Consider the following 22,651-nt stretch of genomic DNA (forward strand, 5'->3'; position numbering starts at 1 on the left):
TTCCTACTCGATCACGTCCACGGCCGGTCCGCAAACGCGAAATCGCCGGAAACCTGCGAATCCGCCGGTAATTTCCGGCGAATCCGCGCGTTTCCGGCGAATTCGGTAGGCGGGCCTACTTCTTGACGGAGGTCTTCCGGGCGGGTGCCTTGCGGGCCGTCGTCGTGCGCTTGACTGGTCCCTTGGCCCGCTTTTCGGCGAGGAGTTCGACCGCCTGTTCCCGGGTCAGCTCCTCGACCGCGGTGCTGCGCGGGACGGTGATGTTGGTGATGCCGTCGGTGATGTACGGGCCGAACCGGCCTTCCTTCACCACAATGTTCTTCTCCGAGACCGGGTCCGGACCGAATTCGGCCAGTGGCGGCACCGCGGCACGGGCGCCGCGCTGCTTGGGCTGCGAGTAGATCTCCAGCGCCGCCTCGAGCGTGATCGTGAAGATCTCCTCTTCGGAGCCGATCGAGCGGGAGTCCGTGCCCTTCTTCAGGTACGGGCCGAACCGGCCGTTCTGCACCGTGATCGGGTTGCCGTCGGCGTCCTGGCCGAGCACGCGGGGCAGGCTCATGAGCTGCAGGGCCTCATCCAGCGTGATGGTGTCCACGCTCATGGACGCGAACAGGGATCCGGTGCGGGGCTTGGCCTTGACGGGTTTCTTCGCCGGCTTAGGTTTGCCGTTCTTGTAGTACTCAACGGGCTGGTTGGCCAGCTGTTCCTCGGTCATCTCCGGGATGACCTCTGTGACGTAGGCGCCGTAGCGGCCGTTCTTAGCCACGATGGTGTGCCCGGTGTGCGGGTCCGCGCCGAGGACGCGCTCCTCCGGGGCAGCGGTCTCCATGAGTTCAACGGCTTTGGCGGCCGTGAGCTCGTCCGGGGCCAGGTCCTCCGGGACGTTGGCGCGGGCCGCTTCAACCACTTCGCCGGTCTCGGGATCCACGGTGGCGGTGGAGCTTTCCAGGTACGGGCCGAATTTGCCGACCCGGAGAGTGATCGCGTCCGTGATGGGGATGGAGTTGATCTCGCGGGCATCGATCTCGCCGAGGTTGTTCACGATGCTCAACAGGCCGGGCTCGGAGTCTTCACCGAAGTAGAAGTGCTTGAGCCAGGCCGGTCCAGCCGCCTGCCCGTTGGCGATCTTGTCCAGGTCGGCTTCCATGTCGGCGGTGAACTCATAGTCCACGTAGTCGTGGAAATGCTGCTCAAGGAGCCGAATCACGGAGAACGCGATCCAGCTCGGGACCAGCGCGGAGCCCTGCTTCCGGACGTAGCCGCGGTCCTGGATGGTGGAGATGGTGGAGGCGTAGGTCGACGGGCGGCCGATGCCCTTCTTTTCCAGCTCCGCTGTCAGCGAGGCTTCCGTGTAGCGCGGCGGCGGCGAGGTCTCGTGCCCGACGGCGACAATGTCGGTGGCGGTGAGCGCGTCGTCCTTGGCCACATTCGGCAGCCGGCGGGCTTCCTCGGACTCCTCGTCGGCGCGGCTTTCGTCCTTGCCTTCTTCGTAGGCGGCGAGGAAGCCGGGGAAGGTGATGACGGTGCCCGACGCCGAGAATTCGGCGTCGCGCCGATCGGCCGGGTTACCAACAGTCACGGCGCCGAGGCGGATCGTGGCAGTGGAGCCCTTGGCGTCAGCCATCTGCGAGGCGACCGTGCGCTTCCAGATGAGCTCGTAGAGCCGGAATTCGTCGCCGGAGAGCTGCTTGGCCACCTGGGCCGGCGTGCGGAAGGAGTCGCCGGCGGGACGGATGGCCTCGTGGGCTTCCTGCGCGTTCGCTGCCTTGCCGCTGTAGACCCGCGGCGACTGCGGCACGTACTCGGGGCCGTACAGCTCGGAGGCCTGGCGCCGGGCGGCCGTGATGGCCTCGTTGCTCAGCGCGGACGAGTCCGTACGCATATAGGTGATGTAGCCGTTTTCGTAGAGGCGCTGGGCCACCTGCATCGTGCTCTTCGAGGAGAAGCGCAGCTTGCGGCCGGCCTCCTGCTGGAGAGTGGACGTGGTGAACGGCGCTGCCGGGCGGCGGGTGTACGGCTTGGTGTCGACGGAGCGGACCCGGAATTCGGCGTCCTGCAGCCCCACGGCGAGCGAGGCGGCGAGTTCTTCGTTGAGGTGGACTGCGTTGCGCGAGGTGAGCTCGCCGTTGTCGTTGAAGTCCCGGCCGCTGGCGACCTTGGCGCCGTCGACGGCCGCGAGTTTGGCTTTGAAGGAGCCGGAATCGGCGCCGAACTGGCCGGTGAGGTCCCAGTAGGAGGCGGCCCTGAAGGCCATCCGCTCGCGTTCGCGGTCCACCACCATGCGGGTGACAACGGACTGCACGCGGCCGGCGGAGAGGCCCCGTGCCACCTTGCGCCAGAGCACGGGCGAGATCTCATAGCCGTAGAGACGGTCCAGGACGCGCCGGGTTTCCTGGGCGTCCACCAGGTCCTGGTCGACATCGCGCAGGTTGTCCATGGCGCGGTGGATGGCTTCCTTGGTGATCTCGCCGAAGGTCATCCGGTAGACCGGCACCTTGGGCTTGAGCACTTCGAGCAGGTGCCACGCGATGGCCTCGCCTTCGCGGTCCCCATCGGTTGCGAGATAGAGAGCGTCGGCGTCTTTGAGCTGGGCCTTGAGCTCGGCGACCTTTTTCTTCTTGTCCGAGGACACCACGTAGTAGGGCTTGAAGTCGTTGTCAATGTCGACGGCGAACTTGCCCAGCGGCGTCTTCTTCAGTTCCGCGGGGAGCTCCGAGGGCTGCGGAAGGTCGCGGATGTGACCGATGGAGGCCTCCACGATGAAGCCTTCGCCGAGGTACTTGGCGATGGTTTTGCTCTTGGCGGGAGACTCCACGATCACGAGTTTCTTGCCGGTTTTGGCCTTGCTTGGCACGGTGCTCCTACAGAAAAAGGTGGCTCGGGCAGATGCGCCCATACCCGCCTAGTTCACCATATTTTGCAGAATCCCGCGCATCCGGCCGGAAATGACGGCCCCACGGAGGTGGGTTCCGGCTGCGATCAGACCGCGTGTCCGGCGGCCTTTCAGGGCGCGCAGGAGGCAACGTCCTGCGGTGCCGGCGACGGTTTTCAGTCCTTGCCGGGGCGGGCTCTGTCCTTGCCGGTGGCGGCTTTACCGGGGGCCGGCTTGGCGGCGGCCGGTCCGCGGTCGTCCGGAATCATCGACCACATCGTGGCCATGCGTTCGGCGCCGTCGGGCACGTGGTCCGGATCCTCGAGTTCGTAGTCCCGCAGGAGGTCAAAGACCCGCCGGTTCAGTTCGGACCGCTGGTCCGGTGTCAGGTACAGGAGGTTGCTGGCCAGCACCACGGAGGACGGGCCGTCGGCGGTGTCGCCGTTCTCGCGCCGGGCGTTGCGGGCTTTGGCGTACGCAAGGACCCGGCGGCGGTAGGCGTCGAGCTCGAGGTCCAGGACGGCGAGTTCCGGGCTGGCCACTCCCCCCAGCGAGTGGATGGTGAAATCGGTGCCGGCGGCCTTCCAGCGCCGCTCCCGGGCGTCCCCGGCGGTTTCTGCGGGAACCACGATGCCCCACTTCTGTAGTGCCCGCAGGTGGTAGCTCATGGCACTGGGAGTCAGGCCGGTCTGCGCGGCAAGCTCGGTGGCCGTCCGGCTCACCTGGGTGGAATACAGTTCGGAAATGACCTCCAGCCGGGCGGCGTGGGCGAGGGCACGGATCGCCTTCGGGTCAGTGATTTCCACTTGCTTTTCCGGGCGATGCCGGCGCTTGGTGGCTGGCGGAGCCGTGGACTCCGCCGTCGGGGTTTCTGCGTTCACTCCTCCAGTGTATCCAGCCTCTCCAAACTATGAAAGAAATGCTTGACATCTCTTCCGGGCCCGGGCTACTTTCCTATTTATGAAACAAACACTTCATAACGCGTCCACTCCCGCAGCACCGGCGCAGCCCCTGTGGCGCAACCGCGACTTCCTGATCGCCGGCACCGCCCGGTTCGTGGCGACGGCAGGGATGGGCGCCGTCGTCGTCAGCGTCATGCTGCACCTGCAAAACGCTGCCGTCGCCGGCGAAACGCCTGTCGCCGGGCCCTGGCTGGTGGCCGCGTACCTTCTGTGCTCGGCGCTGCCCCTGGTGCTGCTGGCTCCGTGGGCAGGCCGGCTGGCCGACACCATGGACTCCCGCACGCTGGCGACGGCGAGCTCCGCGGTCAGCGCCGCCGCCGTCGCCGGCATGGGGCTAGGCATGCAGTACCTGGAGAACTATCTGCCCGTGCTCTTTGCCATGACATTCGTGCTCGACGCGGCCCAGGCGGTGGCCGGACCCACCTGGCAGGCCCTGCTGCCGCGGATCGTCGGCGAGGACCGCACCCCGCGGGCCATGGGCACCATGCAGGCGACCGTCATGATTGCGGGCATGGCCGGTCCCGCCGCGGGCGGCCTGCTCAGCGGCTGGGGCGGGACCGGACTGGTCTTCGCCGTGGCCAGCGGCTGCTACGTCGCCATGGGGCTGGGCGCCCTGCTGATCCGGACCCGCCGCGGCACAGCGGCCGAACGGGCCGGCCGGGCGAAGCCGGCGCTGCTCGACGGACTGCGCCTGATCCGCCGGGACAGCCTGGTCTGGGCCTTGGTTCTCGGGGCGATGTTCTTCATCGTCGTCGGCGAGGCCACCAACGTGCTCGAGGTGTTCCTAGCGCGCGGCGAACTTGGCGCCACCGAGACGCAGTACGGGCTGCTGGCCGCAGCCTTCGGCCTCGGCATGGCGGCCGGGGCGGCGATGGCCGGCAGCATCAAGACGCCGGCGGTACGGCTGCGCGTGCTGCTGGCCTCCATGACCGGAGCCTCGGCGTTCCTCGTCCTCACGGGGCTGGTCCCCAACGTGGAACTGCTCTTTGTGGCTTACACGGCGACGGGCACGGCCTGCGGCGTCCTGAACGCCTGTTTCGGAGCCATCGCCATCCTGCGGATTCCGGAAAGCGGGCGCGGCCAGGCGATGGCGATCGTTGGCGGGATGACACGCGCCGTCTCCATCGGGGCGCTGGCCCTGGGCGGGTTCCTGGGGGCAGTGGTCCCGGTGCGTTTCAGCTTCGTGCTCACCGGAGCCGTCGGCGCCCTGGTGGCCCTGGCCCTCACCGCGTACGTCCTGCCGCGGTTCGGGCGGGAAGACATAGGCGTCAGCCCGGCGGCGGACGCCGGCGTCAGCCCGGCGGCTGCGGCGGCAATGACAGTCGCCGGGCCTGGGGTGGCGGGCGACGTTTCAGGCGGGCAGCAGGAAGCCGTCGCGCACCAGGTTTCCCACTTCCTCGAGGAGCCCAGTCCGGAATTCGGCACTGTCAAACCCCTCGTAGCCGCCCAGCAGGGCCTCGAGGGCGCCGATGATCTGCCCGGCGGACAGGTCGCCGTCGCACGCTGAGACGAACCCGGCCAGCTCGGTACTGAGCAGGTTGGTGCGGCGCAGCCCGGCACCCTGCCGCAGCAGGATAACGCCGGGGTGCTCCGCCCCCGGGCGCTGGTGCCGCTCTTCGGTGACGTCGTCCGCGACCAGCAGGTGGGCGGCGGCCAGATCATGGGCGGCCAGCCAGTCGGCACGCTCGACGGCGGCGCCCAGGTGTGGTCCCACCGGCTGTTCGATCGGGTAGGTGATCTCCTCGAAGCGGGAAAGCACCCGCCCGGCGCCGTCGGCGGGCCGCCGCAGCCAGATCATGCCAAAGCCGATTCCCGCCACCTTGCGGGAGGCGAAGTCGTCGAGGTAGGCCGCGTACGAGTCCTGGTAAAGCCGGCGGTCGCGGTTTTCCGAGGCGTCTTGCAGCCAGGTCTCGGCATACTGCTCCGGGCCCACCTGCTCGCGCTGGATGAACCAGGCGTCGGCGGCCGGACTGGCCCAGCTCTGCGGCCGTTCGGCCCAGCCGGCACCCGCCGTGATCTCCCAGTTGCCCAAGAGCTGGGCCGTTCCGCCCGGGGCAAGGACTGAGGGCAGCGCGCGGACCAGCGAAGAGACGATCTGGTCCCCCGGCAGGCCGCCGTCGCGATAGGTGAACTGGTCCGTGGTGGTCTCGCCGAGGCTGCGGGGCGTAATGACGAACGGCGGATTGGACACCACCAGCTCGAACTCCTCCCCCGCGACCGGCTCCAGCAGGGACCCGAGCCTGAGGCTGACGCGGGCGTCGAGGTCGGCGGGGTCAAGGTGCAGCTCGTCGGCGTTGAGCAGAAGGTTGAACCGGGTGAAGGCCAGTGCGCGTGCCGAAATGTCCGTGGCGGTCACGTGCTCGGCATGGTGCAGCAGGTGAAAGGTCTGGATGCCGCAGCCGGTGCCGAGATCCAGCGCCCTGGCAACGTGGCGGCGGGCGGTGACCTGGACCAGGGTGGTGGAGGCCTGCCCGATCCCCAGGACGTGGTCGTGGCGGAGGACGCCCGCGCGCTGGTGCGCCGCGAGGTCGCTGGCCACCCAGAGGTCCGCTCCGCCCTCACCGACCCCGTCATCGCCCACGGTCGGGTCCCAGCCGTAGGGCCTCAGGTCCACCTTGGCCTGGACCAGGTCCTGCTCCTGGTCCTGGTCCTGGTCCTGGTCCGACGGCTCCACGAGCCCGAGTTCCAGGAGCCCGGCCGTGCGGATGCCGGGGAGGGCGGCGTCGAGGGTCTGCGCGCGCTGCGGCTCGGAGAGGAGCCAGAGACGCACGACGCCGGCGAGCGCCGCCGTCGCCGGCTCCGCGAGGGAGCGCCCGGTGACGATCAGGGCGGGGATGAGCTGGTCCCGGCCGAGGGCGGAGTGCGCGGCCTCGCCGAGCAGCTCCGCAACCCCGTCCACGGTGTAGCCAACGGCACGCAGGTCCGCGGCCAGGGCCTCGAGGAGGCCGGGAAGGTCGCTCCGCGGAGCGTCCGGAGTGTCGCCTGCTGTGAACTGGGTTGGGGGAGCTGGTGCGGCGGGGCCCTGCGCTGAGGAAGTCACCGGACAAGTTTAGTCCCGGGGTCCGGTCGCGGGCTTGGTCCTGGCTAGAGCTCGGTCTCAGCGTAGATTTTCAGGGCGTCCCGGACGAAGGCCGCGCCGTCGGGACCGCCGTAGTTCGCGGCGAAACGGGGGTCGGCCACATACATCTCCCCGAGTCCCGTCACGTACGCCTTGATGTCCGGACCTGCGTCGTTGTTGCCGGCCGCGGGGCCGGCCGCGGGGCCGCCTGCGGCGGGTGACGCCGCCGGGGTGCCGGGGATACCCCGGAGCCATTCGACGTGGCGCCGGGCCAGGTCCTGCGCCACCGCGCTGCCCGCCGGAACCCCCGACTCCGCAGCGGCCGTCCAGTCGGCGCCGAGCTGCCGGGACTGCTCCGTCCGGGCAGCCTTCTCCTCCGCCCCCATGCCGCGCCACCAGGTGTCCGACTTCGCGTAGGCATCCTTGCCCCACCGCTGCTGGACTTCCTCCTGGTACTTGGTGTGGTCGAAGCCGTCGAACATTTCCTCCGCCATGATCTTTCCTCCCGTTTGCAATGCCTCGATGGTGTGCCGGACCGAAGCAATCTGCCGGCCCAGCCTGTCCTCTTCCTGCAGCAGCCACGCCAAGTGCCGACCCAATGCATACTCCGCGTCCGCCTCGTTGCCGAGCACCTCCGCGATCGCCGGCAGCCCGAGCCCCAGATCGCGCAGGAGCAGGATCCGCTGCAGACGGACCAGCGACTCTTGGCCGTAGTACCGGTAACCGTTGTTGCCGGTGCGGCTGGGCTTGAGCAGGCCGATGTCGTCGTAGTGACGCAACGTCCGGCCGGTGGTGCCGGCCAGTTTCGCGATCTGCTGAACGGACCAGTCCATGCCTCCCCCTTTCTGTACCTTCGGGCCTGTTCCCTAGGGCCTGTTCCCTAGGGCGGCCCGTTCCCGCTGCCTTCGGGGTGTGCTGCTCCCTTACCGGCTGGCCGCTGCCCGCCCGTCCTTCGACTCTAAACTTTGACGCAGCGTCAAAGTCAAGGGTCCGCGGGTGGGGGCACCGGGACGATCCATGCGGCCGGATGGGACCCGGCGAGACGGTAAGTTTGAGGCATGGTTTTCCCTTCCTTCCACGCACCGGCCGCCCGGCTGGTCCGGCGAGCGCTCACAGGCGCGGCCGCCGCCGTCGTCGTACTGGCCGCAACGGCCTGTTCCCCGGCCGGTTCGATTGAGAACGCCGACGTCCCGGCGTGGAAGGCAACCGCCCTGCCCTCGGCCCCCGGGACGGTGCTGGAGGATGCCGGTAAGATCCTGAACCGGGATCCGATCGTCCGGACCGCGTCCGGCGTGCCCGCCGGCAGCTACACCCTGACCATGACTTGCGAAGGCGGCGGCAAGGCGTTCTTCGCCGTCAGCCTGGACGGCAGCCAACTGGCCGAAGCGGGAGCCGCCTGCAACGGCAGCCGCGAAACCGCCCGCATCAAGGTGCCTGTCGCGGGCGACGTCACGCTCAGCACGTCCAGTGTGGATGCCCCGCTCCTCTACGCCTACCACCTGGCAGCGTCGGAGTAAGACCTGCCGGCAACCGGCCACCGCGGTCCGGCCCGGTGCCCTCTGACGGGCCTGTCCGATCCGGTCCTTTCGCCTCTGGCGCTTGATCCCGGGCAACCCTAATCTCAGGGTATGCCAACTGTGCCGGCGAGCAGGGCGCCGCGACAGCGCACCCCGGCCGCCGCCGTGGTGCTCTCAGTTGCGCTATTTCTCGGGACGGTCCTGTCCGGCTGCGAGTATGAATACTCCGCCGACCGCTGGGACGATGAATCGACCTCCGCTGCCGCAGCGCCGACCACTGACGCCGCTCTGCCCCGGGACCCCCACCTCACCGAGCCGGTGTCCGGCAAGGAGCTGGACGCCTGGGTCCACGAGGTACTGCCCGACGCCGCGGGGCAGGTTTTCCATACGGGGTTTGGGACGCTGGAGGCCGACGAGGAGAGGGAAGAGACCACGACTGTGCTGCCCAAGGGTACCTACGCCGTGACCCTGGCTTGCCGGAGCGCCCGCCGGGTCTCCTTTTCCATCGAGAACGGTGAGAGCGAACTCGTGGACCTGAATCTGCGGTGCGGGACGTCCAGGGTGAACGTGGTGCAGCTGGCCGCAAATGCGGTGCTCACGATCAAGGTGGATGCGAACGGGCCGGCGAACTATGCGTACCGGGTGAGCCGCATCTAAGGTTTTCCGGCCGACCAGGAAGTCCGGAGCGCGTCTTAGGCGGCGCATCCCTCGGGGCACCGCAGGGTATCGGGGCTCGCGGCGCACTCGGCGCAGTAGAGCGTGAGCGTCCGGCAGTTCGGATTCGAGCAGTTTTCGAACTTGCTCGTGGGCGCCGCGCAGCGGACGCATTCGCCGATGGTCTTGGCGTCACCGCTGAACTCGAGGTGCATGCGCTTGTCGAACACGTACAGGGAGCCCTCCCACAGGCCTTGGTCCTTGAAGGCCTCGCCATAGCGGACAATGCCGCCGTCGAGCTGGTAGACCTCCTTGAACCCGCGGTTCACCATCAGGCTCGAAAGCACCTCGCAGCGGATGCCTCCGGTGCAGTAGGTGACAACCGGCTTGTCCTTGAGAGCGTCGTACTTGCCCGAGTCAAGTTCCTTAATGAAGTCATGGGTCGTGGCAACGTCGGGGACCACAGCATCTTTGAACTTCCCGATCTGGGCCTCGAAGCCGTTGCGGCCGTCGAAGAACACGACCTCGTCGCCCTGCTGCTTTTTGGCTTCAATGAGTTCGTGGAGCTCCTCGGGTTTGAGATGGGTTCCGCCGCCCACCACTCCGCCGGCGTCGACTTTAAGCTCGCCCGGGGCGCCGAAGGACACGATTTCGTCCCGCACCTTCACGCTGAGCCGTGGGAAGTCTGCCGCGCCGCCGTCGGACCACTTCACGTCGATGTCGTGGAATCCCTTGTACTCCCGGGTGGCCTTGACGTATTGCTTCACGGCGTTCAGTTCCCCGCCGACCGTGGCGTTGATGCCATCCTTGGAGAGGATGATGCGGCCCGTTAGGCCGAGTTTTTCGCACAGGGCTCGCTGCCAGAGCCGGACGGCGTCCGGGTCAGTGAGGGGGGTAAAGCCGTAAAAGAGCACAATCCTGTTCAAAGCCACGTATTTAAGGGTACTTGCTGGGAAAGTGGGCCGGGGCAACAGTCACAATTGGGTACGCAAGCGGCCTTCCCCGATCCGGCCACTGTTGCTTGTGGCACTGCTGGAATACGCTCATCACATGAGTCTTGACGCCATGGTTGAAGACACCACGCACCTGCTGGATGTCTGGGTTGCCGGATGGGCCGGTTGTCGCGGATATGAGACACGCAGGGAGGGGCGGTTCCCTGCGGCTTTTCGCGCGGACACCACCCATGAATGGGAATACTTCGCCTACGATCCCTCCGATTCAGAGTTCGCTGAGCTGGCGGCGAAGACGGCCGAGGCGCCGGCCAGAGTCCTCACGGTTCTCACCAACGACGTTGCCAGGTATTCAGTCCTGGGACCGCGGCACGGCCTCCATGTCACCTCGGCTTCCCAGACCATGATGATTGTGGACATGGAGACCCAGGACTCGGAGGACCCGTGGCTTTCCGACGACGACCTCAAGCTGGAGACATCCCGGACGGACGGCGTCCACCACGCGGTGGTCCACGCCCGCGATGAGGTCGCCGCGAGCGGACGCGTGTTCGTGGTGGGGCACACCGCCATCTTCGACAAGATCGTGACCTCGCCGACCTACCAGCGGCGGGGGCTGGGCAGCTTCATCATGAAGGCCCTGGCGGCCCAGGCATTCGAGCACGACGTGGATTCCGGGTTGCTTCTCGCCTCGCTGGACGGGCAAAAACTGTATTCGCACCTCGGCTGGCGCATGGTGTCCCACGTACTGATGCTGTCGACGTCGGACGAAGGGGCGGACCTGTCCGTCGGTTGAGGCGCTGCGCGCGGTGACCCCGCCCGGGAACGGGCGCGGGCAACCTGCCGACCTCTTGGCGGCCCTGCGCGACAGCCTTTGGCCGTTCGCCGCGCTGGCGCCGCGGTGCCTGCCGGGCGGGCGATTTGAGGCCGGATGAAAGAATATGTGAGTGAACCCGCATGAGTCCCTGATTCCGTTGCTGGGCCGAGGCCCGGACCCGGAACAGCTGCGCCATGTGCGAACGATCCCGGCCCGCGAGGCCGTCAATGCGCCGTGGCCGGAGTGGTCCCATTCGGATGTTGTAGAAGCCTACGGTTCGCTGGGGATCCACGAGCCCTACCTCCACCAGGTCCAGGCCGCCGAACTGGCCCACGCCGGAGAGCATGTGGTCATTGCCACCGGCACGGCGTCCGGGAAGTCGCTGGCGTATCAGCTGCCGGCCCTGGACGCGATCCACCGTTCCGAGCTCAGGGTCCTGTCGGATCCCGGGAAGATCCACGACGACGGCGCCGTGACCCTCTATCTGTCCCCCACGAAGGCACTGGCCGCCGACCAGCTGGCCGCGATCCGGGCCTTGAAGCTCCCCACCGTCCGGGCCGAAACCTATGACGGCGACACCGATCCCGCTTCCCGGCGCTGGATCCGGGACCACGCGAACTTTATACTCGCCAACCCTGACATGCTGCACTTCGGCATCCTCCCGAACCATGCGTGGTGGGCCAGGTTCTTCCGGCGCCTCCGCTATGTGATCGTGGATGAGGCCCACAGCTACCGCGGGGTCTTCGGCTCCCACGTGGCAAACCTCATGCGCCGGCTGCGCCGGATCTGTGCCTACTACAGCCCTGGCGGCTCCCATCCCGGACCTGTGTTCATCGCCGCGTCCGCCACGGCCTCTGACCCCGAGCAGTCCTTCGGCCGGCTGATCGGCGCGCCCGTGCGTGCCGTGTCCGAGGACAGCTCGCCCCACGGGTCCACCACCGTGGCTTTTTGGGAGCCGGCGCTGACGGAGCTCCGGGGCGAAAACGGTGCCAAGGAGCGCCGGACCGCCGTCGCCGAGACCGCCGACCTGCTGGCCAACCTGGTGTCCTCCCGCACCCGGACCATTGCGTTTATCAAGTCCAGGCGGGGGGCAGAGACGATTTCCTCCATCGCCAAGCGCCTCCTCGACGAGGTGGACCCCAGCCTGCCGCAGCGTGTGGCCGCCTACCGCTCGGGCTACCTGCCGGAGGAGCGACGTGCCCTGGAAAAGGCGCTGCGCTCGGGTGAACTGCTGGGCGTCTCGAGCACGTCCGCGCTGGAACTGGGCATCGACATTTCCGGTCTCGACGCCGTGCTGGTCGCCGGCTGGCCGGGCACGCGGGCGTCGTTGTTCCAACAGATCGGCCGGGCGGGCCGCGCCGGCCAGGACGCGATCGCGGCATTCGTGGCCAGCGATGACCCGCTGGACACGTACTTGGTGAACCACCCCGAGGCGATTTTCGACGTCTCGGTGGAGGCCACTGTCTTCGATCCCTCCAATCCCTATGTCCTGGGCCCGCACCTGTGCGCCGCCGCTGCGGAACTTCCCCTCGGGTTCGCCGAACTGGAGCTCTTCGGAGCCACGTCGGAGAAGCTGCTGGACCGGCTGGTTCTGCAGGGCTATCTGCGCAAACGGCCGGCCGGATGGTTTTGGACCCATCCGCAGAGCGCCGCGGCCATGGTGAACCTCCGGGCCGACGGCGGAGGTCCGGTGAGCATCGTGGATGCGGAGACCGGCTCCCTGCTCGGCACCATGGATTCGCCCCAGACCCATTACCAGGCCCACACCGGCGCCATCTATGTCCACCAGGGCGACAGCTATGTGGTGGAGGACCTGAACGAGGACGATCACTGTGTGATGGTGCGCCGGGCGAACCCCGACTACTACACCACCGCCCGGGACGTGACCCAGATCGAGGTCCTCGAAACGGAACGCACCACCCAGTGGGGCGATGTGGCCGTGCATTTCGGTGACGTGAAAGTGACAACCCAGGTGGTCTCCTTCCAGCGCAAGGCGCTGATATCGAACGAGATCCTCGGCGAGGAACCCCTGGAACTGGGCTCCAGGGACCTATTTACCAAGGCGGTCTGGTTTGTCGTGGACAACCGTTCGCTGACCGGAGCCGGGCTGATCGAGGCACAGTTCCCCGGAGCCCTGCACGCTGCCGAACACGCGGCCATTGGCCTCCTGCCGCTCGTGGCTTCCAGCGACCGTTGGGACATCGGCGGAGTGTCCACGGCCATCCACGCCGACACTGGAGTGCCCACCATCTTTGTCTACGACGGCCATCCCGGCGGGGCCGGCTTCGCCGAACGCGGCTACGACAAGGCCAGGTTGTGGCTGACCGCCACGCGCGACGCCATCAAGGCCTGCGAATGCGAGTCCGGCTGCCCTTCCTGCGTCCAGTCACCCAAGTGCGGCAACAAGAACAACCCGCTCGACAAGGACGCTGCCGTCACACTGATCGACGTGCTGCTCAAAGAAGCCAGCGAACTGATGGAGAGCGGCAACTCCGGCACACCGGAGGCCGCGGCACTGACAACGGGAGAGAAGCCCGCCCAGCCGCTCCGAGCCTGAACCGCGTCTCAGCGGCATTTCGGTGGCGCACAGCCGGACGTCGGCGCCAGCCGCGGGACGTCGGAGCGGCCAGCCGCGGCCAGATTCGCGGCTTCCGGGCCTCCGCGCCTGGTCCTCCGCAGGGAAGTCGGCGTCGTTCACGGCGGGGACCGGCCCCCGGGCGCAGGGGGCGGTCCCGCCCGGGCCAGCCCTGTGGCCGCCCCGAGGAACGGTCCGGCGCCGAGCTCGGTGCGGACCTGCACTGTGGCGTCCGGGCCCTCAGAACAGGCAACCATCGCGGCGTCGTTCTTCAGCGCGACCTCCCGGGCCACCGCACAGGGCTCGCCGGACGTGATTCCCCGCGCGGCATCAGCGGCAGCCAGCGCCGCGAGATCGGCAGCCGCCGCAGCCCTCGACGCTGCGACAGCCGATTGGGCCAGAAGCAGCAGCAAAGCCACCGCCATGATGACCACGAGCCCGAGCCCTAGGGCCAAGACGGTCCCGGAGCCCCGCTCCGACGGCCGGCAGCGGTGCGGGGCACGGTCAGGAGCCGGACTTCGGGGCCGCGGCCCCTGGGCCCAGGCACGGGTCGGCGACATCAGGTCCCCTGCCCCGGGGAGCGGGAGGCATTATTCAACCGCGGCTGTTGTGCCGCGCCGGGGGCCTCAGCGCGCGCCCACACACTGGCGCTCAGGACCCACGGAATGAGAGAACCGACCGTCCCGGGGACCCGGCCGGAGACGGTGACCCTGTGCCATTCGCCGTCGAGCGTCACCTCGGCCGTTGCCGTGTCGCCGGCGAGCCGGCGGACAACCTCTCCCACTTCGCTGGCTCCGGCTCCCCTCGCCAGTGCGCGGGCACCGCCGCGGGCCGCTTCCTCGACGCGCAGTTGCGTCACTCCGGCCGCCGAACCTGCCAGCAGCAGGGCGAGCAGGAACACGACCGAGGGCAATGCGACGGCGAACTCTGCAGTGATCGCCCCGCGACACTCCGCGGTGGGCGGCGGCTCTCTTCGGCTGCCACTGTCCCAGCCGCGCCAGCCTGCCTTCATGGCAACGTGAGCGCTGTCCGAATGAGGTTCAGGAGGAAACCGCGGACCTCGTCGCTGCGCATGATGAACACGAGGACCCCGGCGAACCCTACGGCGGCCAGCGTTGCTATGGCATATTCAGCGGTGGCCATTCCAGCTTGCGCGGATGGCGGCCTCCTGCGTCCGTGCGGCTGAACGGGGACAACCGAGCTGGCGCCGGGATAGATTTCGAACACCTCGGCAATGCCGCCCTCCCCTGTGTCCTTCCGACTTGCAGCGGGAGTGTCCTGATTTATTGACATCTGCTCTTCCTTCCAAGGGACACCGGCAGGATCGCCGGCTGGTTCGACTCTCCCGGCTGGGCTGTTGCGCCGTAAGCCCCGAGGTCCGCCAAGTGGAAAACGTGCCCCCCCGTGGCGGGCTGTGGAGGAGAACTGCCGGCATCAGGCCGGGAGCAGCCCCAGGAGCACGGGCACGACGCCGAGGCACACAAACGCCGGCAGGGAGCACAGGCCCAGCGGCACAACGAGCTTCACGCCCAGCGCCGCCGCACGCTGCTCGGCCGCCCTGTTGCGTTCTCGGCGAAGCCGGGCGGCCTGGGCATAGAGCAGTGCTGAGGAGGGGGCGCCGGTGAGCGCTGCGAAGCAAAGCGCATCGCGCAGGGCGAGGAGCTGGGGCGCCCGGGCACCGGAACTGCGCCATGCTGTATCCCAGTCGGCGCCGATGGCGAGTGCTGATACGACCGGCCGAAGCTGCCGCCCGATTTCCGGAGGCACGAGGGCGGCGACGAGTTCGAGGGACCGGCCAAGCCCGGCGCCCGCATCCAGCATGGCGCCGATCAGTTCCAGCATCATGGCGGTATCGCGCAGGCCGGGGAAGCCGTGCCGGCCGTGCCGTCCGGCACCGCGGGACGCCGGACTTCGGGCGGCCTGGTCAGCCGGGGCGGCCGGGTCAGCCGGGGCCGGAAATTGGCGCCGGAGCCGCCGGCGGACGCGGCCCGGGCGTGCGAGGACCAGGACGGCTGCACCGGCAAGGCTCGTTGCCACCACGAATCCGGCCAGTTCGGGCCTCACGGCGGCCGCGGAGTCACGATGGGGCTTCCGCCGCGGCCCGGACGAGCCGTGAGGACCACAATCGGCCGACGGCGGTCAGCGCCGCACCTGCGGCCAACGCCCCGAGGCCCCAGGGGTTCCCCAGCAACGTCGCCACCGGATCCACGCCCAGCAGCAGGCCGAGGGCCAGGCCGGACAGCGGGAGCCAGGTCAGTAGACGGACGGTCGCGCGCGGCCCCGCCAAGGCGGTCTGCCGGGCGGCCTCGGCGTCGTCCTCCGTCTCAAGGTGGGCGGCAAGGCGCGCCAGGACATCGGCCAGCGGGCAACCGCTGGCCTCGGCTGTGTCAAAGCATGCGGCGAGCTCGCCCCACACATGCACGTCCCGGCCCGCCCGGACGCCAACCGCCCCCATGCCTAAGACGACGGTGCCCTCGCTGGCAGACCTGCCGGAGACCTCGCGACGGATGGCCTCGGCCACGGACGACCCGCGCAGAGCGGCGGCACGCGCGGCCGCCAGGATCCTGAGGGACTCCGGGCCGAGGACCGTTCCGGAGCCTTCGCGGGCCTGGTCGCGGCCGAGACCGTGACCCGCCATCCGGCCCGCGGACCGTTCCTGCGAAGCGTCCCCGCCGTACAGGACCCAGAGTTCGTCCCACAGCCGGGCGGGGGTGCGCCCTCCCTTCAGCAGCGCGGCCAACTGTTGGACCACCACCGTCATTGGGACGGGCCCGGCACCTGCGGATCCCCTGCCGTGCAAGCCACCCAATCCCCGGACAGCCCGAAGAGGGCGGGATCGCGGCTGCCCGTCGGCCGCGGAACTTCCCGTGCCGGCGCCTTGCAATGCCCTGCGGGTACGCTGTCCGGCCGCGCGCGGGGAGGGAAATGCCAGCCACACGGCCAGCACCAACGCGATGATCAGGAGGGCCGTCATCGCAGCGTCCATGCCCTCGCTGGTTCGTGTCCGGATCCCGGCGGGCGCTCTGCCAGCCGCGCTTCCTGAAGTTCGGAGGGCGCTCCGGCCAGCCCGGGATCCAGGCCGAGACGGTGCGCCAGCTGCGGCCAGGCCCGGCCGAAGCGGAGCTGCCCCTGTTGGACGTCGAGTGCGACGGTGACTGTCAGGCCAAAGTCGTCGGCCTCCATGATTCCAATGCTCGCGACCTGGCGCCCGGTTTCGGTCCGTTCGACATGCACGACGGCGTCGATCGCGCTGGCGACCTGCAGCCGTACGGCGTCCTGGCCCATGCCGGCGAGCGCGCCGAGGGCCGCAAGCCGCGCGGGCACGGCCGCGGCCTCATTCGCGTGGATGGTCCCGCCGCCTCCGGTGTGTCCAGTGTTCATGGCCGAGAGCAGCTCACGGACTTCCGGGCCGCGGCATTCGCCCACCACCAGCCGGTCCGGCCGCATCCTCAGGGCCTGGCGGACGAGCTCGCCGAGGTCCACGGCGCCGCCGCCTTCCAGGTTTCCATGCCGGGATTCCAGCGAGACGACGTGCGGATGGACCGGATTCAGTTCCGCGGCGTCCTCAATCAGGACGAGTCTCTCCCCGGGGTGGCACAATCCCAGCAGCGTAGCCAGTAGCGTCGTTTTCCCCGAGCCGGTGGCCCCGCTGATGAGGAAGCTCAGCCGGGACGCCACCATGCGTTCGAGCACCGACTGGACCAGGGTCCCGGAAGTCCCGGTCCCGAACATGCCGTCGCGCCTGAGCTCGGGCATGGTGAAGACCGTGGCCCGGCGGATGCGCACGCTCAGGAGGGTTCCGGCCGTGGAAATGGGCGGCAGCACCGCGTGCACCCGGTAGCCGCCGTCGAGCCGGACGTCGACGCACGGCGAGCCGTCATCCAGGCGGCGCCCGCCGGCTGCCACCAGCCTCGCGGCGAGGGCCCGGATCTGCGTTTCCCCGGAAAAGACGACGGGAGCCTTTTCCAGACCGCCGCCGCGGTCCAGCCAGACCGAGTCCGGCCCGTTGACAAAGATGTCCGTCACGGCGGGGTCCCGGGTGAGCGGCTGCAGGGGGCCCAGGCCGTTCAGTTCCGCGCTGATGCTCTCCACCGCAGCCAGGGCGCCCGCCGTTCCGAGCAGCCGTCCGCTGGCCTGGACCGCGGCCGCCACCCGCGACGGGGTGACCGGGGAGGCATCCGCCATGACGGACTCGCGCACGGAATCCAGCAGCGTCTGGTCGACGAATCCCTGCGAGCGCCGGCGGCCCGGCGCCCGCCGGGTGGGCTGTTCCGGTTCGGCGGGTTCCACGGCCGCATGGGCACTCATGAGTCATGTCCTCCGTTCAGGTCAAGGACACCGGCGGAGAACCGGCGGACGGCTCGCTGCCGGCCGGCTTCCAGAAGGCGGCCGAGTTCCGTTGCTCCGGCCAGACCCTTGATGTCTGGCATGATGCCCTGAAGGGCGAGCCCCACGGAGTCGGCAATCAGCGGCGCATCCAATGCGGCGCCGGGACCGGCCCGGACCACGAGCGCGGTGTCCACAAGCGGAAGCTCCTGCAGCAGCCAGGCCGTGGCGACGGCGGCCCGCAGCCGGGCGGGCGCGACGACGATGATCCGGTCGCATTCGCCGGCGAAGGCCCGCAAAGCCCCCCGATCCCGGCCGATATCCAGCACGACCAACTCGCAGCCGCGGCGGGCCGCATCGAGAACCGCGGCCACGGTGATCGCGTCCACAACGGCGGCACGATCCCGGGTTCCCGGCCACGACAGGAAGGCGAATCCGCCGGCGCCGGGCAACGCATCGTGCAGCTGGGCAGGGTCGATGCTGCCGCTCACCCCGGCCAGATCCGGCCAGCGGAGTCCGGGGGCGTCCTCGGCGGCCAACGACAGTTCCAGACCGCCGCCACAGGGGTCGCCGTCGATCAGGAGCACGCGGATCCCGGTTCCGGCAGCGGCCTGAGCGATCCAGATGGCGGCCGTCGTGGCCCCGGCACCGCCGCAGCCGCCGGTGAAACCCAGAACGAGCCCGCCGGCTTCCGGCGCGCGGGACCGGCTCAGGTATTCCGCCAGCCAGGCGGCCGCATCCGGCAGCACCGCGACGCGTTCAGCCCCGACTGCGGCGGCCAGATGCCACAGCCCGTCCCCGTCACCCTTGAGGCCGAGCAGCACCGCAGGAGCCCTCCGCCGTGGCGGCAACTCGCGGATATCGCTGCCCACCAGCACGGCCGCCGCGGCGTCCCAGAACGGCGCAGCCTCGGCAACGTCCTGCACCGTCCGCAACTGCCCGCCGGCCGCGGCGACGATGCGTTCCACTTCGCCGCGCAGCACCTCGACCCCGGTGACGAGCAGGATTTCCGCGGAATCCCCGGGGATCCAGGGCCCCTGCTCCGGCGGGGGCGGCGAGCCCGGACCACGTTGCTGGTGCCTGTTCATGCTGCCACTGTGCCCGGGCGCCAAGCCACGCGTAACCGCCGTCCTGGGCTATGTGGACAAGCATCGCGGCCTTCCTGCCGCCGCGGCCAGGAAATGCGCACGGACCACGCCCCGGAGCAGGGCAGAATTGACCCTATGTACCTGCTGCTCGCTGCCCACGCCGACGGCGCGGCGCTGCAGCAACTCACGGCGGACGGCGCCCCTGAACCGTCCAATCCGGATCCCCGGGTTGTCAGCGCAGGCGACCTCGCCGGAGTTGTGCGCGGGCTTGAGGCGCGGCACCCGCGCTGGATCTGGCACCGGACCCAGGACTGGTATCCGGCGCTGCTGGGCGCCGGGGTGGAACTCGAACGCTGCTACGACCTCACGTTGTGCGGTTCGATCCTGGCCCACTCGGAGTTCACCGCGCACACCGGCTATGCGCAGGCGGCGGAGAAGCTGACGCAGGACGACGAGCTGCACCAGCCACCGCGGGGCCTGCAGCCCCCTGCCCCGCCGCCGGAACAAGGGGCCCTGTTCGATGCCCCGGCCCCCGGCCAGCGTCCCGGCCAGTCCCTTGAGGCTCTCCGCGCCGAGTACGCCGCGCAGCAGGCGGCGCTGAGCCAGGCGGCGCTGAGCCAGGCGGCGCTGAGCCAGGGAGCAACGGACTCCGGCACCGCGATCATCACCGACGCCGGCCGGCGCCAACGGCTGCAGCTGCTGCTCGCGGCGGAATCGGCCGGGGCCATGATCGCCGCCGAAATGCAGCACACCGGCGTCCCGTGGCGGGAGGAACTGCACGAGCAGATTCTCGCGGATCACCTCGGACCCCGCCCGGCGCCGGGCCAGCGTCCGGCCCGACTCGAAACGCTCACGGCCGAACTGAGACTGCTGCTGAAGTCGCCGGCGTTGAACCCGGACTCCCCGCAGGAGCTCATGCGCGCCCTGCACCGCAACGGCATCGAAGTGAAGAGCACCCGCCAATGGGAGCTGAAGGAATCCAGCCACCCCGCGATCGTGCCGCTGCTGGAATACAAGAAGCTGGCCCGTCTGCACGCGGCCAATGGCTGGGCGTGGCTTGATACCTGGGTGAAGGACGGCCGGTTCCAGCCTGAGTACGTGGTGGGCGGCGTGGTGTCGGGCCGGTGGGCGTCCCGGGGCGGCGGGGCGCTGCAAATCCCGCGCCAGATCCGCGGCGCGGTCCACGCCGATCCGGGCCACAAACTGATCGTTGCCGACGCCTCGCAGCTGGAACCGCGTGTGCTCGTGGCGCTGGCGCAGGACGCCAAAATGGCCGAGGCCGCCCGGGACAAGGACCTCTATGCAGGCATTGCCGCACAGGGCTTCGGCGGTGACCGGGCAAAAGCCAAGGTGGCCCTCCTCGGAGCCATCTACGGGGCGACGACGGGCGAGTCCGGGCGCCTGATGCCCCAGCTGGCCCGCACGTATCCCCGCGCCGTGGGCTTCGTCGAGCAGGCTGCCCGCGACGGCGAAGCCGGCAGGACCGTCACGTCACGGCTGGGCCGGAGCAGCCCGCCGCCGTCGGACCGCTGGCTGCAGAGCCAGCACTCCACCACGGCGGAAGAACAGCGCCGGGCGGACTCGATCGCCCGCTCGCGCGGCCGCTTCACCCGGAACTTCGTGGTCCAGGGCTCGGCCGCTGACTGGGCGGCGTGCTGGCTCGCTGAACTCCGACGCCGGCTGCGCGCCATGCGATCGGAGGGCGCCGCCGTCGGCGAACTGGTGTTCTTCCTCCACGACGAAGTAATGGTGCACTGCCCCGACAGTGCCGTCGCGGACTGCATCAAGGCGATCGAGGACTCCGCGACTGCCGCCAAGGAGCTGTTGTTCGGCCGGATTCCGGTGGAATTTCCGGTCAGCGTGGCAGTGGTGGACTCGTACGACAACGCCAAATGAGTGACCCAAGTCACCGCCTGTAACGTACCCGTCGGTAGCGTTGTGTGGGCTCCGTCACCGGGCTACCCTCGGAAAGGCCGGCGAATTTCCCGTACGAACCGCCGGCTATTGCAACGACGCAAGGAATTGGGGAGGCAGCACTTTGGCTGGCATTTTTGAGATCGCGCAGGCTGGCGACAAGGCATATTTCTTTAGGTTGACGGCGGCGGATGGCACGGTAGTGGCCGTGTCACCGCTCTTCAGCTCCATCAAAAGCGCGGCCGCGGGCATCAACGCGGTGCGCGAGAACGCCGCGACCGGCCTGATTGTGGATCGTTCTAGTGCGCATCGGAGGGCGGCCGTCGGCCGGTCGGGCGGCCGGGCGCGCGCTCCCCTGGCGGGCAGCGCCGTGGCGACCGGCTAGCGGACCGGCCGGTACCGCCTATTCTTGAGGCGCCTCACACATCAATCCCGTAGAGCCGGGCGCGGTCCCACGGAACGGCCCAGCCCAGCTGTTCAAAGAGCTGGTTCAGGATCATCCCGGTAAATCCCCACACCACCACGCCGTTGACGGTGAAGGCGGGGCTCTGGAACGTTTGGCCGGCCCGGCTGACCGTTGCCATCACCCGGTTGTCCGGGTCCAGCAGATCCCGGACCGGAACACGGAACACCTGCGCGGATTCGCCGTAGTCCACCACACGGACCGGTGACTGGGCGGCCCACCAGGCCAGGACCGGGGTGACCAGGAAATTGCCCCGGGGCAGCGCCAGTTCAGGCATTACTCCGAGGACGTCCACGCCCGCCGGGTTCAGCCCGGTCTCCTCTTCCGCCTCGCGAACGGCAGCGGCGACCACGGACTCACCCGGATCGATGCCGCCGCCTGGAAACGCCACTTGCCCGGGATGGTCCTCCAGGGTCTGGGCCCGCTGGAGGAGCAGCACGTCCAAATCGGCTGGAGCCAGCAGCTTCTCGGACTCGGCTGGCTCGTTGCCCAGCGCACCAAAGAGCATGAGCACGGCGGCCCTGCGGACCCGCTCGCCGGGTTCGACGGCGAGTTCCCGCCAGCGCGGATCCGGGGCCGGCGCGGTGCCCGCCTCCACCGCGGCAACGAGGTCGACGAGGTCCTGGCGCGCGGTCACGGCTGCTTCCTCTGCGATTCCATCCGGATTTCCGCGGCGCGGTGCGTCTCGGCCAGCAACCGGGCCAGCAGTGCCTCCTGCCCCGGGGCGAGTTCGTACTTCAGCAGTTTCTTTGCCTTCTCCGGATCGGTTTCCCCCATCCCGTAGCTGGGGCACCAGTTGGCGACGGCGCAGGCGCCGCAGGCCGGCTTGCGGGAGTGGCAGACGCGGCGGCCGTGAAAGACGACGCGGTGCGAGAGCATGGTCCAGTCCTTCGGCTCGAACAGCGCAGCGACGTCGGATTCGATCCGGACCGGGTCATCCGACTCCGTCCAGCCAAGACGCCGCGCCAGACGGCCGAAGTGGGTGTCCACGGTGATGCCCGGAATGCCGAAGGCATTGCCCAGCACGACGTTCGCCGTTTTCCGCCCGACGCCGGGCAGCGTCACCAGGTCCTCCAGCCGGCCCGGCACCTCGCCGTCGTACTCGTCCACAAGCCGGGTGCACAGCGCCAGGAGATTTCTGGCCTTGGCGCGAAAGAAGCCGGTGGGCTTGATGATGGCCTCCAGCTCGGCCGGATCCGCCTCCGCCATCCGCCGCGCATCCGGGTAGCGGGCGAACAGCAGGGGCGTGATCTGGTTGACGAGCACGTCCGTGGTCTGCGCGGACAGCACGGTAGCGATCACGAGCTCGAACGGGCTGCGGAAGTCCAGCTCCGCGTGGGCATAGGGGTACTGTTCCGCGAGTTCCCGGTTGATCCGGCGCGCTCGGCGCTTGAGCGCCAGGACAGACTCCCCGGACGCCGGCGCCGCACCGGGCCTGGCGCTTCCGGGGTCCGGGGT

The 22,651-nt window shown here is 69.2% G+C and carries 20 protein-coding genes and 1 pseudogene; 7 read left to right on the forward strand and 14 right to left on the reverse strand.

The genetic code is table 11. The annotated features are described in order from the left end of the window. Positions 1–115 precede the first annotated feature (115 nt). Together topA and ACFRJ8_RS17875 are read right to left on the reverse strand one after the other, a co-directional pair. Complete coding sequence (gene topA, locus ACFRJ8_RS17870; RefSeq protein ID WP_377987530.1) at positions 116–2,854, reverse strand: type I DNA topoisomerase; 2,739 nt, start codon at positions 2,852–2,854, stop codon at positions 116–118. 194 nt (positions 2,855–3,048) lie between these two features. Next, positions 3,049–3,753 (reverse strand): ArsR/SmtB family transcription factor, encoded by a 705-nt coding sequence (locus ACFRJ8_RS17875; RefSeq protein WP_377987531.1) that lies wholly within the window; start codon positions 3,751–3,753, stop codon positions 3,049–3,051. A 190-nt stretch (positions 3,754–3,943) separates the two neighbouring features. Between ACFRJ8_RS17875 and ACFRJ8_RS17880 the strand changes: the two are divergent. Beyond that, positions 3,944–5,086 (forward strand): annotated as a pseudogene (locus ACFRJ8_RS17880) (MFS transporter); the annotation flags it as partial. A gap of 99 nt (positions 5,087–5,185) precedes the next feature. Here ACFRJ8_RS17880 and ACFRJ8_RS17885 read toward each other — a convergent pair. Together ACFRJ8_RS17885 and ACFRJ8_RS17890 are read right to left on the reverse strand one after the other, a co-directional pair. After that, entirely contained in the window at positions 5,186–6,874 is a 1,689-nt protein-coding gene (locus ACFRJ8_RS17885; RefSeq protein ID WP_377987533.1) for a methyltransferase, read from the reverse strand. A 44-nt stretch (positions 6,875–6,918) separates the two neighbouring features. Continuing rightward, positions 6,919–7,725 carry a MerR family transcriptional regulator gene (locus ACFRJ8_RS17890; protein ID WP_377987534.1) on the reverse strand — a complete coding sequence of 269 codons (807 nt, stop codon included), beginning with the start codon at positions 7,723–7,725 and terminating at the stop codon, positions 6,919–6,921. A 225-nt stretch (positions 7,726–7,950) separates the two neighbouring features. On the opposite strand from ACFRJ8_RS17890, the gene ACFRJ8_RS17895 reads away from it, so the two are divergent. Then, positions 7,951–8,409, forward strand: a complete 459-nt coding sequence (locus ACFRJ8_RS17895) for a hypothetical protein (RefSeq protein WP_377987535.1) — start codon at positions 7,951–7,953, stop codon at positions 8,407–8,409. A 111-nt stretch (positions 8,410–8,520) separates the two neighbouring features. Continuing rightward, positions 8,521–9,066, forward strand: a complete 546-nt coding sequence (locus tag ACFRJ8_RS17900) for a DUF6023 family protein (protein ID WP_377987537.1) — start codon at positions 8,521–8,523, stop codon at positions 9,064–9,066. 35 nt (positions 9,067–9,101) lie between these two features. Here the strand turns inward: ACFRJ8_RS17900 and ACFRJ8_RS17905 are convergent, their stop codons facing one another. Then, the gene (locus ACFRJ8_RS17905) at positions 9,102–9,995 is read right to left on the reverse strand and encodes a rhodanese-related sulfurtransferase (RefSeq protein ID WP_377987538.1); all 894 of its coding nucleotides are present in this window, start codon (positions 9,993–9,995) and stop codon (positions 9,102–9,104) included. Between the two features lie 118 nt (positions 9,996–10,113). Between ACFRJ8_RS17905 and ACFRJ8_RS17910 the strand changes: the two genes are divergently transcribed. Continuing rightward, on the forward strand, positions 10,114–10,806 hold the full coding sequence (locus ACFRJ8_RS17910; protein WP_377987540.1) for a GNAT family N-acetyltransferase: 693 nt from the start codon (positions 10,114–10,116) through the stop codon (positions 10,804–10,806). A gap of 151 nt (positions 10,807–10,957) precedes the next feature. Further along, positions 10,958–13,384, forward strand: coding sequence for a DEAD/DEAH box helicase (locus tag ACFRJ8_RS17915; protein ID WP_377987542.1), 2,427 nt, complete (start codon positions 10,958–10,960; stop codon positions 13,382–13,384). A gap of 137 nt (positions 13,385–13,521) precedes the next feature. On the opposite strand, the gene ACFRJ8_RS17920 is transcribed toward ACFRJ8_RS17915, so the two are convergent. The 7 genes from ACFRJ8_RS17920 to ssd all read right to left on the reverse strand — a co-directional run bounded on the left by ACFRJ8_RS17920 (position 13,522) and on the right by ssd (position 18,816). Next, positions 13,522–13,962 carry an Rv3654c family TadE-like protein gene (locus tag ACFRJ8_RS17920; RefSeq protein WP_377987544.1) on the reverse strand — a complete coding sequence of 147 codons (441 nt, stop codon included), beginning with the start codon at positions 13,960–13,962 and terminating at the stop codon, positions 13,522–13,524. Beyond that, positions 13,962–14,414 carry a TadE family type IV pilus minor pilin gene (locus ACFRJ8_RS17925; protein ID WP_377987545.1) on the reverse strand — a complete coding sequence of 151 codons (453 nt, stop codon included), beginning with the start codon at positions 14,412–14,414 and terminating at the stop codon, positions 13,962–13,964. Before ACFRJ8_RS17925 ends, ACFRJ8_RS17920 begins: the two co-directional genes overlap by 1 nt. Then, entirely contained in the window at positions 14,411–14,695 is a 285-nt protein-coding gene (locus ACFRJ8_RS17930) for a DUF4244 domain-containing protein (protein ID WP_377987546.1), read from the reverse strand. The genes ACFRJ8_RS17925 and ACFRJ8_RS17930 overlap by 4 nt, the downstream gene beginning before the upstream one ends. Positions 14,696–14,836: 141 nt before the next feature. Then, entirely contained in the window at positions 14,837–15,466 is a 630-nt protein-coding gene (locus tag ACFRJ8_RS17935) for a type II secretion system F family protein (protein WP_377987548.1), read from the reverse strand. Positions 15,467–15,479: 13 nt separating this feature from the next. Next, positions 15,480–16,163, reverse strand: coding sequence for a hypothetical protein (locus ACFRJ8_RS17940; protein WP_377987644.1), 684 nt, complete (start codon positions 16,161–16,163; stop codon positions 15,480–15,482). Positions 16,164–16,372: 209 nt separating this feature from the next. Next, positions 16,373–17,710, reverse strand: a complete 1,338-nt coding sequence (locus ACFRJ8_RS17945) for a TadA family conjugal transfer-associated ATPase (RefSeq protein ID WP_377987550.1) — start codon at positions 17,708–17,710, stop codon at positions 16,373–16,375. Then, a complete protein-coding gene (gene ssd / locus ACFRJ8_RS17950; RefSeq protein WP_377987552.1) occupies positions 17,707–18,816 on the reverse strand; it encodes a septum site-determining protein Ssd in 1,110 nt (369 codons plus the stop codon). The genes ACFRJ8_RS17945 and ssd overlap by 4 nt, the downstream gene beginning before the upstream one ends. Positions 18,817–18,951: 135 nt before the next feature. On the opposite strand from ssd, the gene ACFRJ8_RS17955 reads away from it, so the two are divergent. Together ACFRJ8_RS17955 and ACFRJ8_RS17960 are read left to right on the forward strand one after the other, a co-directional pair. Beyond that, a complete protein-coding gene (locus ACFRJ8_RS17955) occupies positions 18,952–20,712 on the forward strand; it encodes a bifunctional 3'-5' exonuclease/DNA polymerase (RefSeq protein WP_377987553.1) in 1,761 nt (586 codons plus the stop codon). Positions 20,713–20,854: 142 nt separating this feature from the next. Beyond that, on the forward strand, positions 20,855–21,115 hold the full coding sequence (locus ACFRJ8_RS17960; protein ID WP_377987555.1) for a YegP family protein: 261 nt from the start codon (positions 20,855–20,857) through the stop codon (positions 21,113–21,115). 34 nt (positions 21,116–21,149) lie between these two features. Here the strand turns inward: ACFRJ8_RS17960 and ACFRJ8_RS17965 are convergent, their stop codons facing one another. Together ACFRJ8_RS17965 and nth are read right to left on the reverse strand one after the other, a co-directional pair. Then, positions 21,150–21,830: an NUDIX hydrolase gene (locus tag ACFRJ8_RS17965; protein ID WP_377987556.1), complete on the reverse strand. Its 681-nt coding sequence runs from the start codon at positions 21,828–21,830 to the stop codon at positions 21,150–21,152. Then, positions 21,827–22,594, reverse strand: coding sequence for an endonuclease III (gene nth / locus ACFRJ8_RS17970; RefSeq protein WP_377987646.1), 768 nt, complete (start codon positions 22,592–22,594; stop codon positions 21,827–21,829). The genes ACFRJ8_RS17965 and nth overlap by 4 nt, the downstream gene beginning before the upstream one ends. Positions 22,595–22,651 lie beyond the last annotated feature (57 nt).

The sequence above is a fragment of the Arthrobacter sp. NPDC056886 genome (assembly GCF_042788715.1).
GTDB lineage: Bacteria > Actinomycetota > Actinomycetes > Actinomycetales > Micrococcaceae > Arthrobacter.

Excerpts from the sequence above, each read along its gene's own strand:
- ACFRJ8_RS17890 (WP_377987534.1), bottom strand. The coding sequence starts at position 7,725 with ATGGACTGGTCCGTTCAGCAGATCGCGAAACTGGCCGGCACCACCGGC.
- ACFRJ8_RS17895 (WP_377987535.1), top strand. The coding sequence starts at position 7,951 with ATGGTTTTCCCTTCCTTCCACGCACCGGCCGCCCGGCTGGTCCGGCGA.
- ACFRJ8_RS17900 (WP_377987537.1), top strand. The coding sequence starts at position 8,521 with ATGCCAACTGTGCCGGCGAGCAGGGCGCCGCGACAGCGCACCCCGGCC.
- ACFRJ8_RS17910 (WP_377987540.1), top strand. The coding sequence starts at position 10,114 with ATGAGTCTTGACGCCATGGTTGAAGACACCACGCACCTGCTGGATGTC.
- ACFRJ8_RS17920 (WP_377987544.1), bottom strand. The coding sequence starts at position 13,962 with ATGTCGCCGACCCGTGCCTGGGCCCAGGGGCCGCGGCCCCGAAGTCCG.
- ACFRJ8_RS17925 (WP_377987545.1), bottom strand. The coding sequence starts at position 14,414 with ATGAAGGCAGGCTGGCGCGGCTGGGACAGTGGCAGCCGAAGAGAGCCG.
- ACFRJ8_RS17930 (WP_377987546.1), bottom strand. The coding sequence starts at position 14,695 with ATGTCAATAAATCAGGACACTCCCGCTGCAAGTCGGAAGGACACAGGG.
- ACFRJ8_RS17940 (WP_377987644.1), bottom strand. The coding sequence starts at position 16,163 with ATGACGGTGGTGGTCCAACAGTTGGCCGCGCTGCTGAAGGGAGGGCGC.
- ACFRJ8_RS17945 (WP_377987550.1), bottom strand. The coding sequence starts at position 17,710 with ATGAGTGCCCATGCGGCCGTGGAACCCGCCGAACCGGAACAGCCCACC.
- ssd (WP_377987552.1), bottom strand. The coding sequence starts at position 18,816 with ATGAACAGGCACCAGCAACGTGGTCCGGGCTCGCCGCCCCCGCCGGAG.
- ACFRJ8_RS17955 (WP_377987553.1), top strand. The coding sequence starts at position 18,952 with ATGTACCTGCTGCTCGCTGCCCACGCCGACGGCGCGGCGCTGCAGCAA.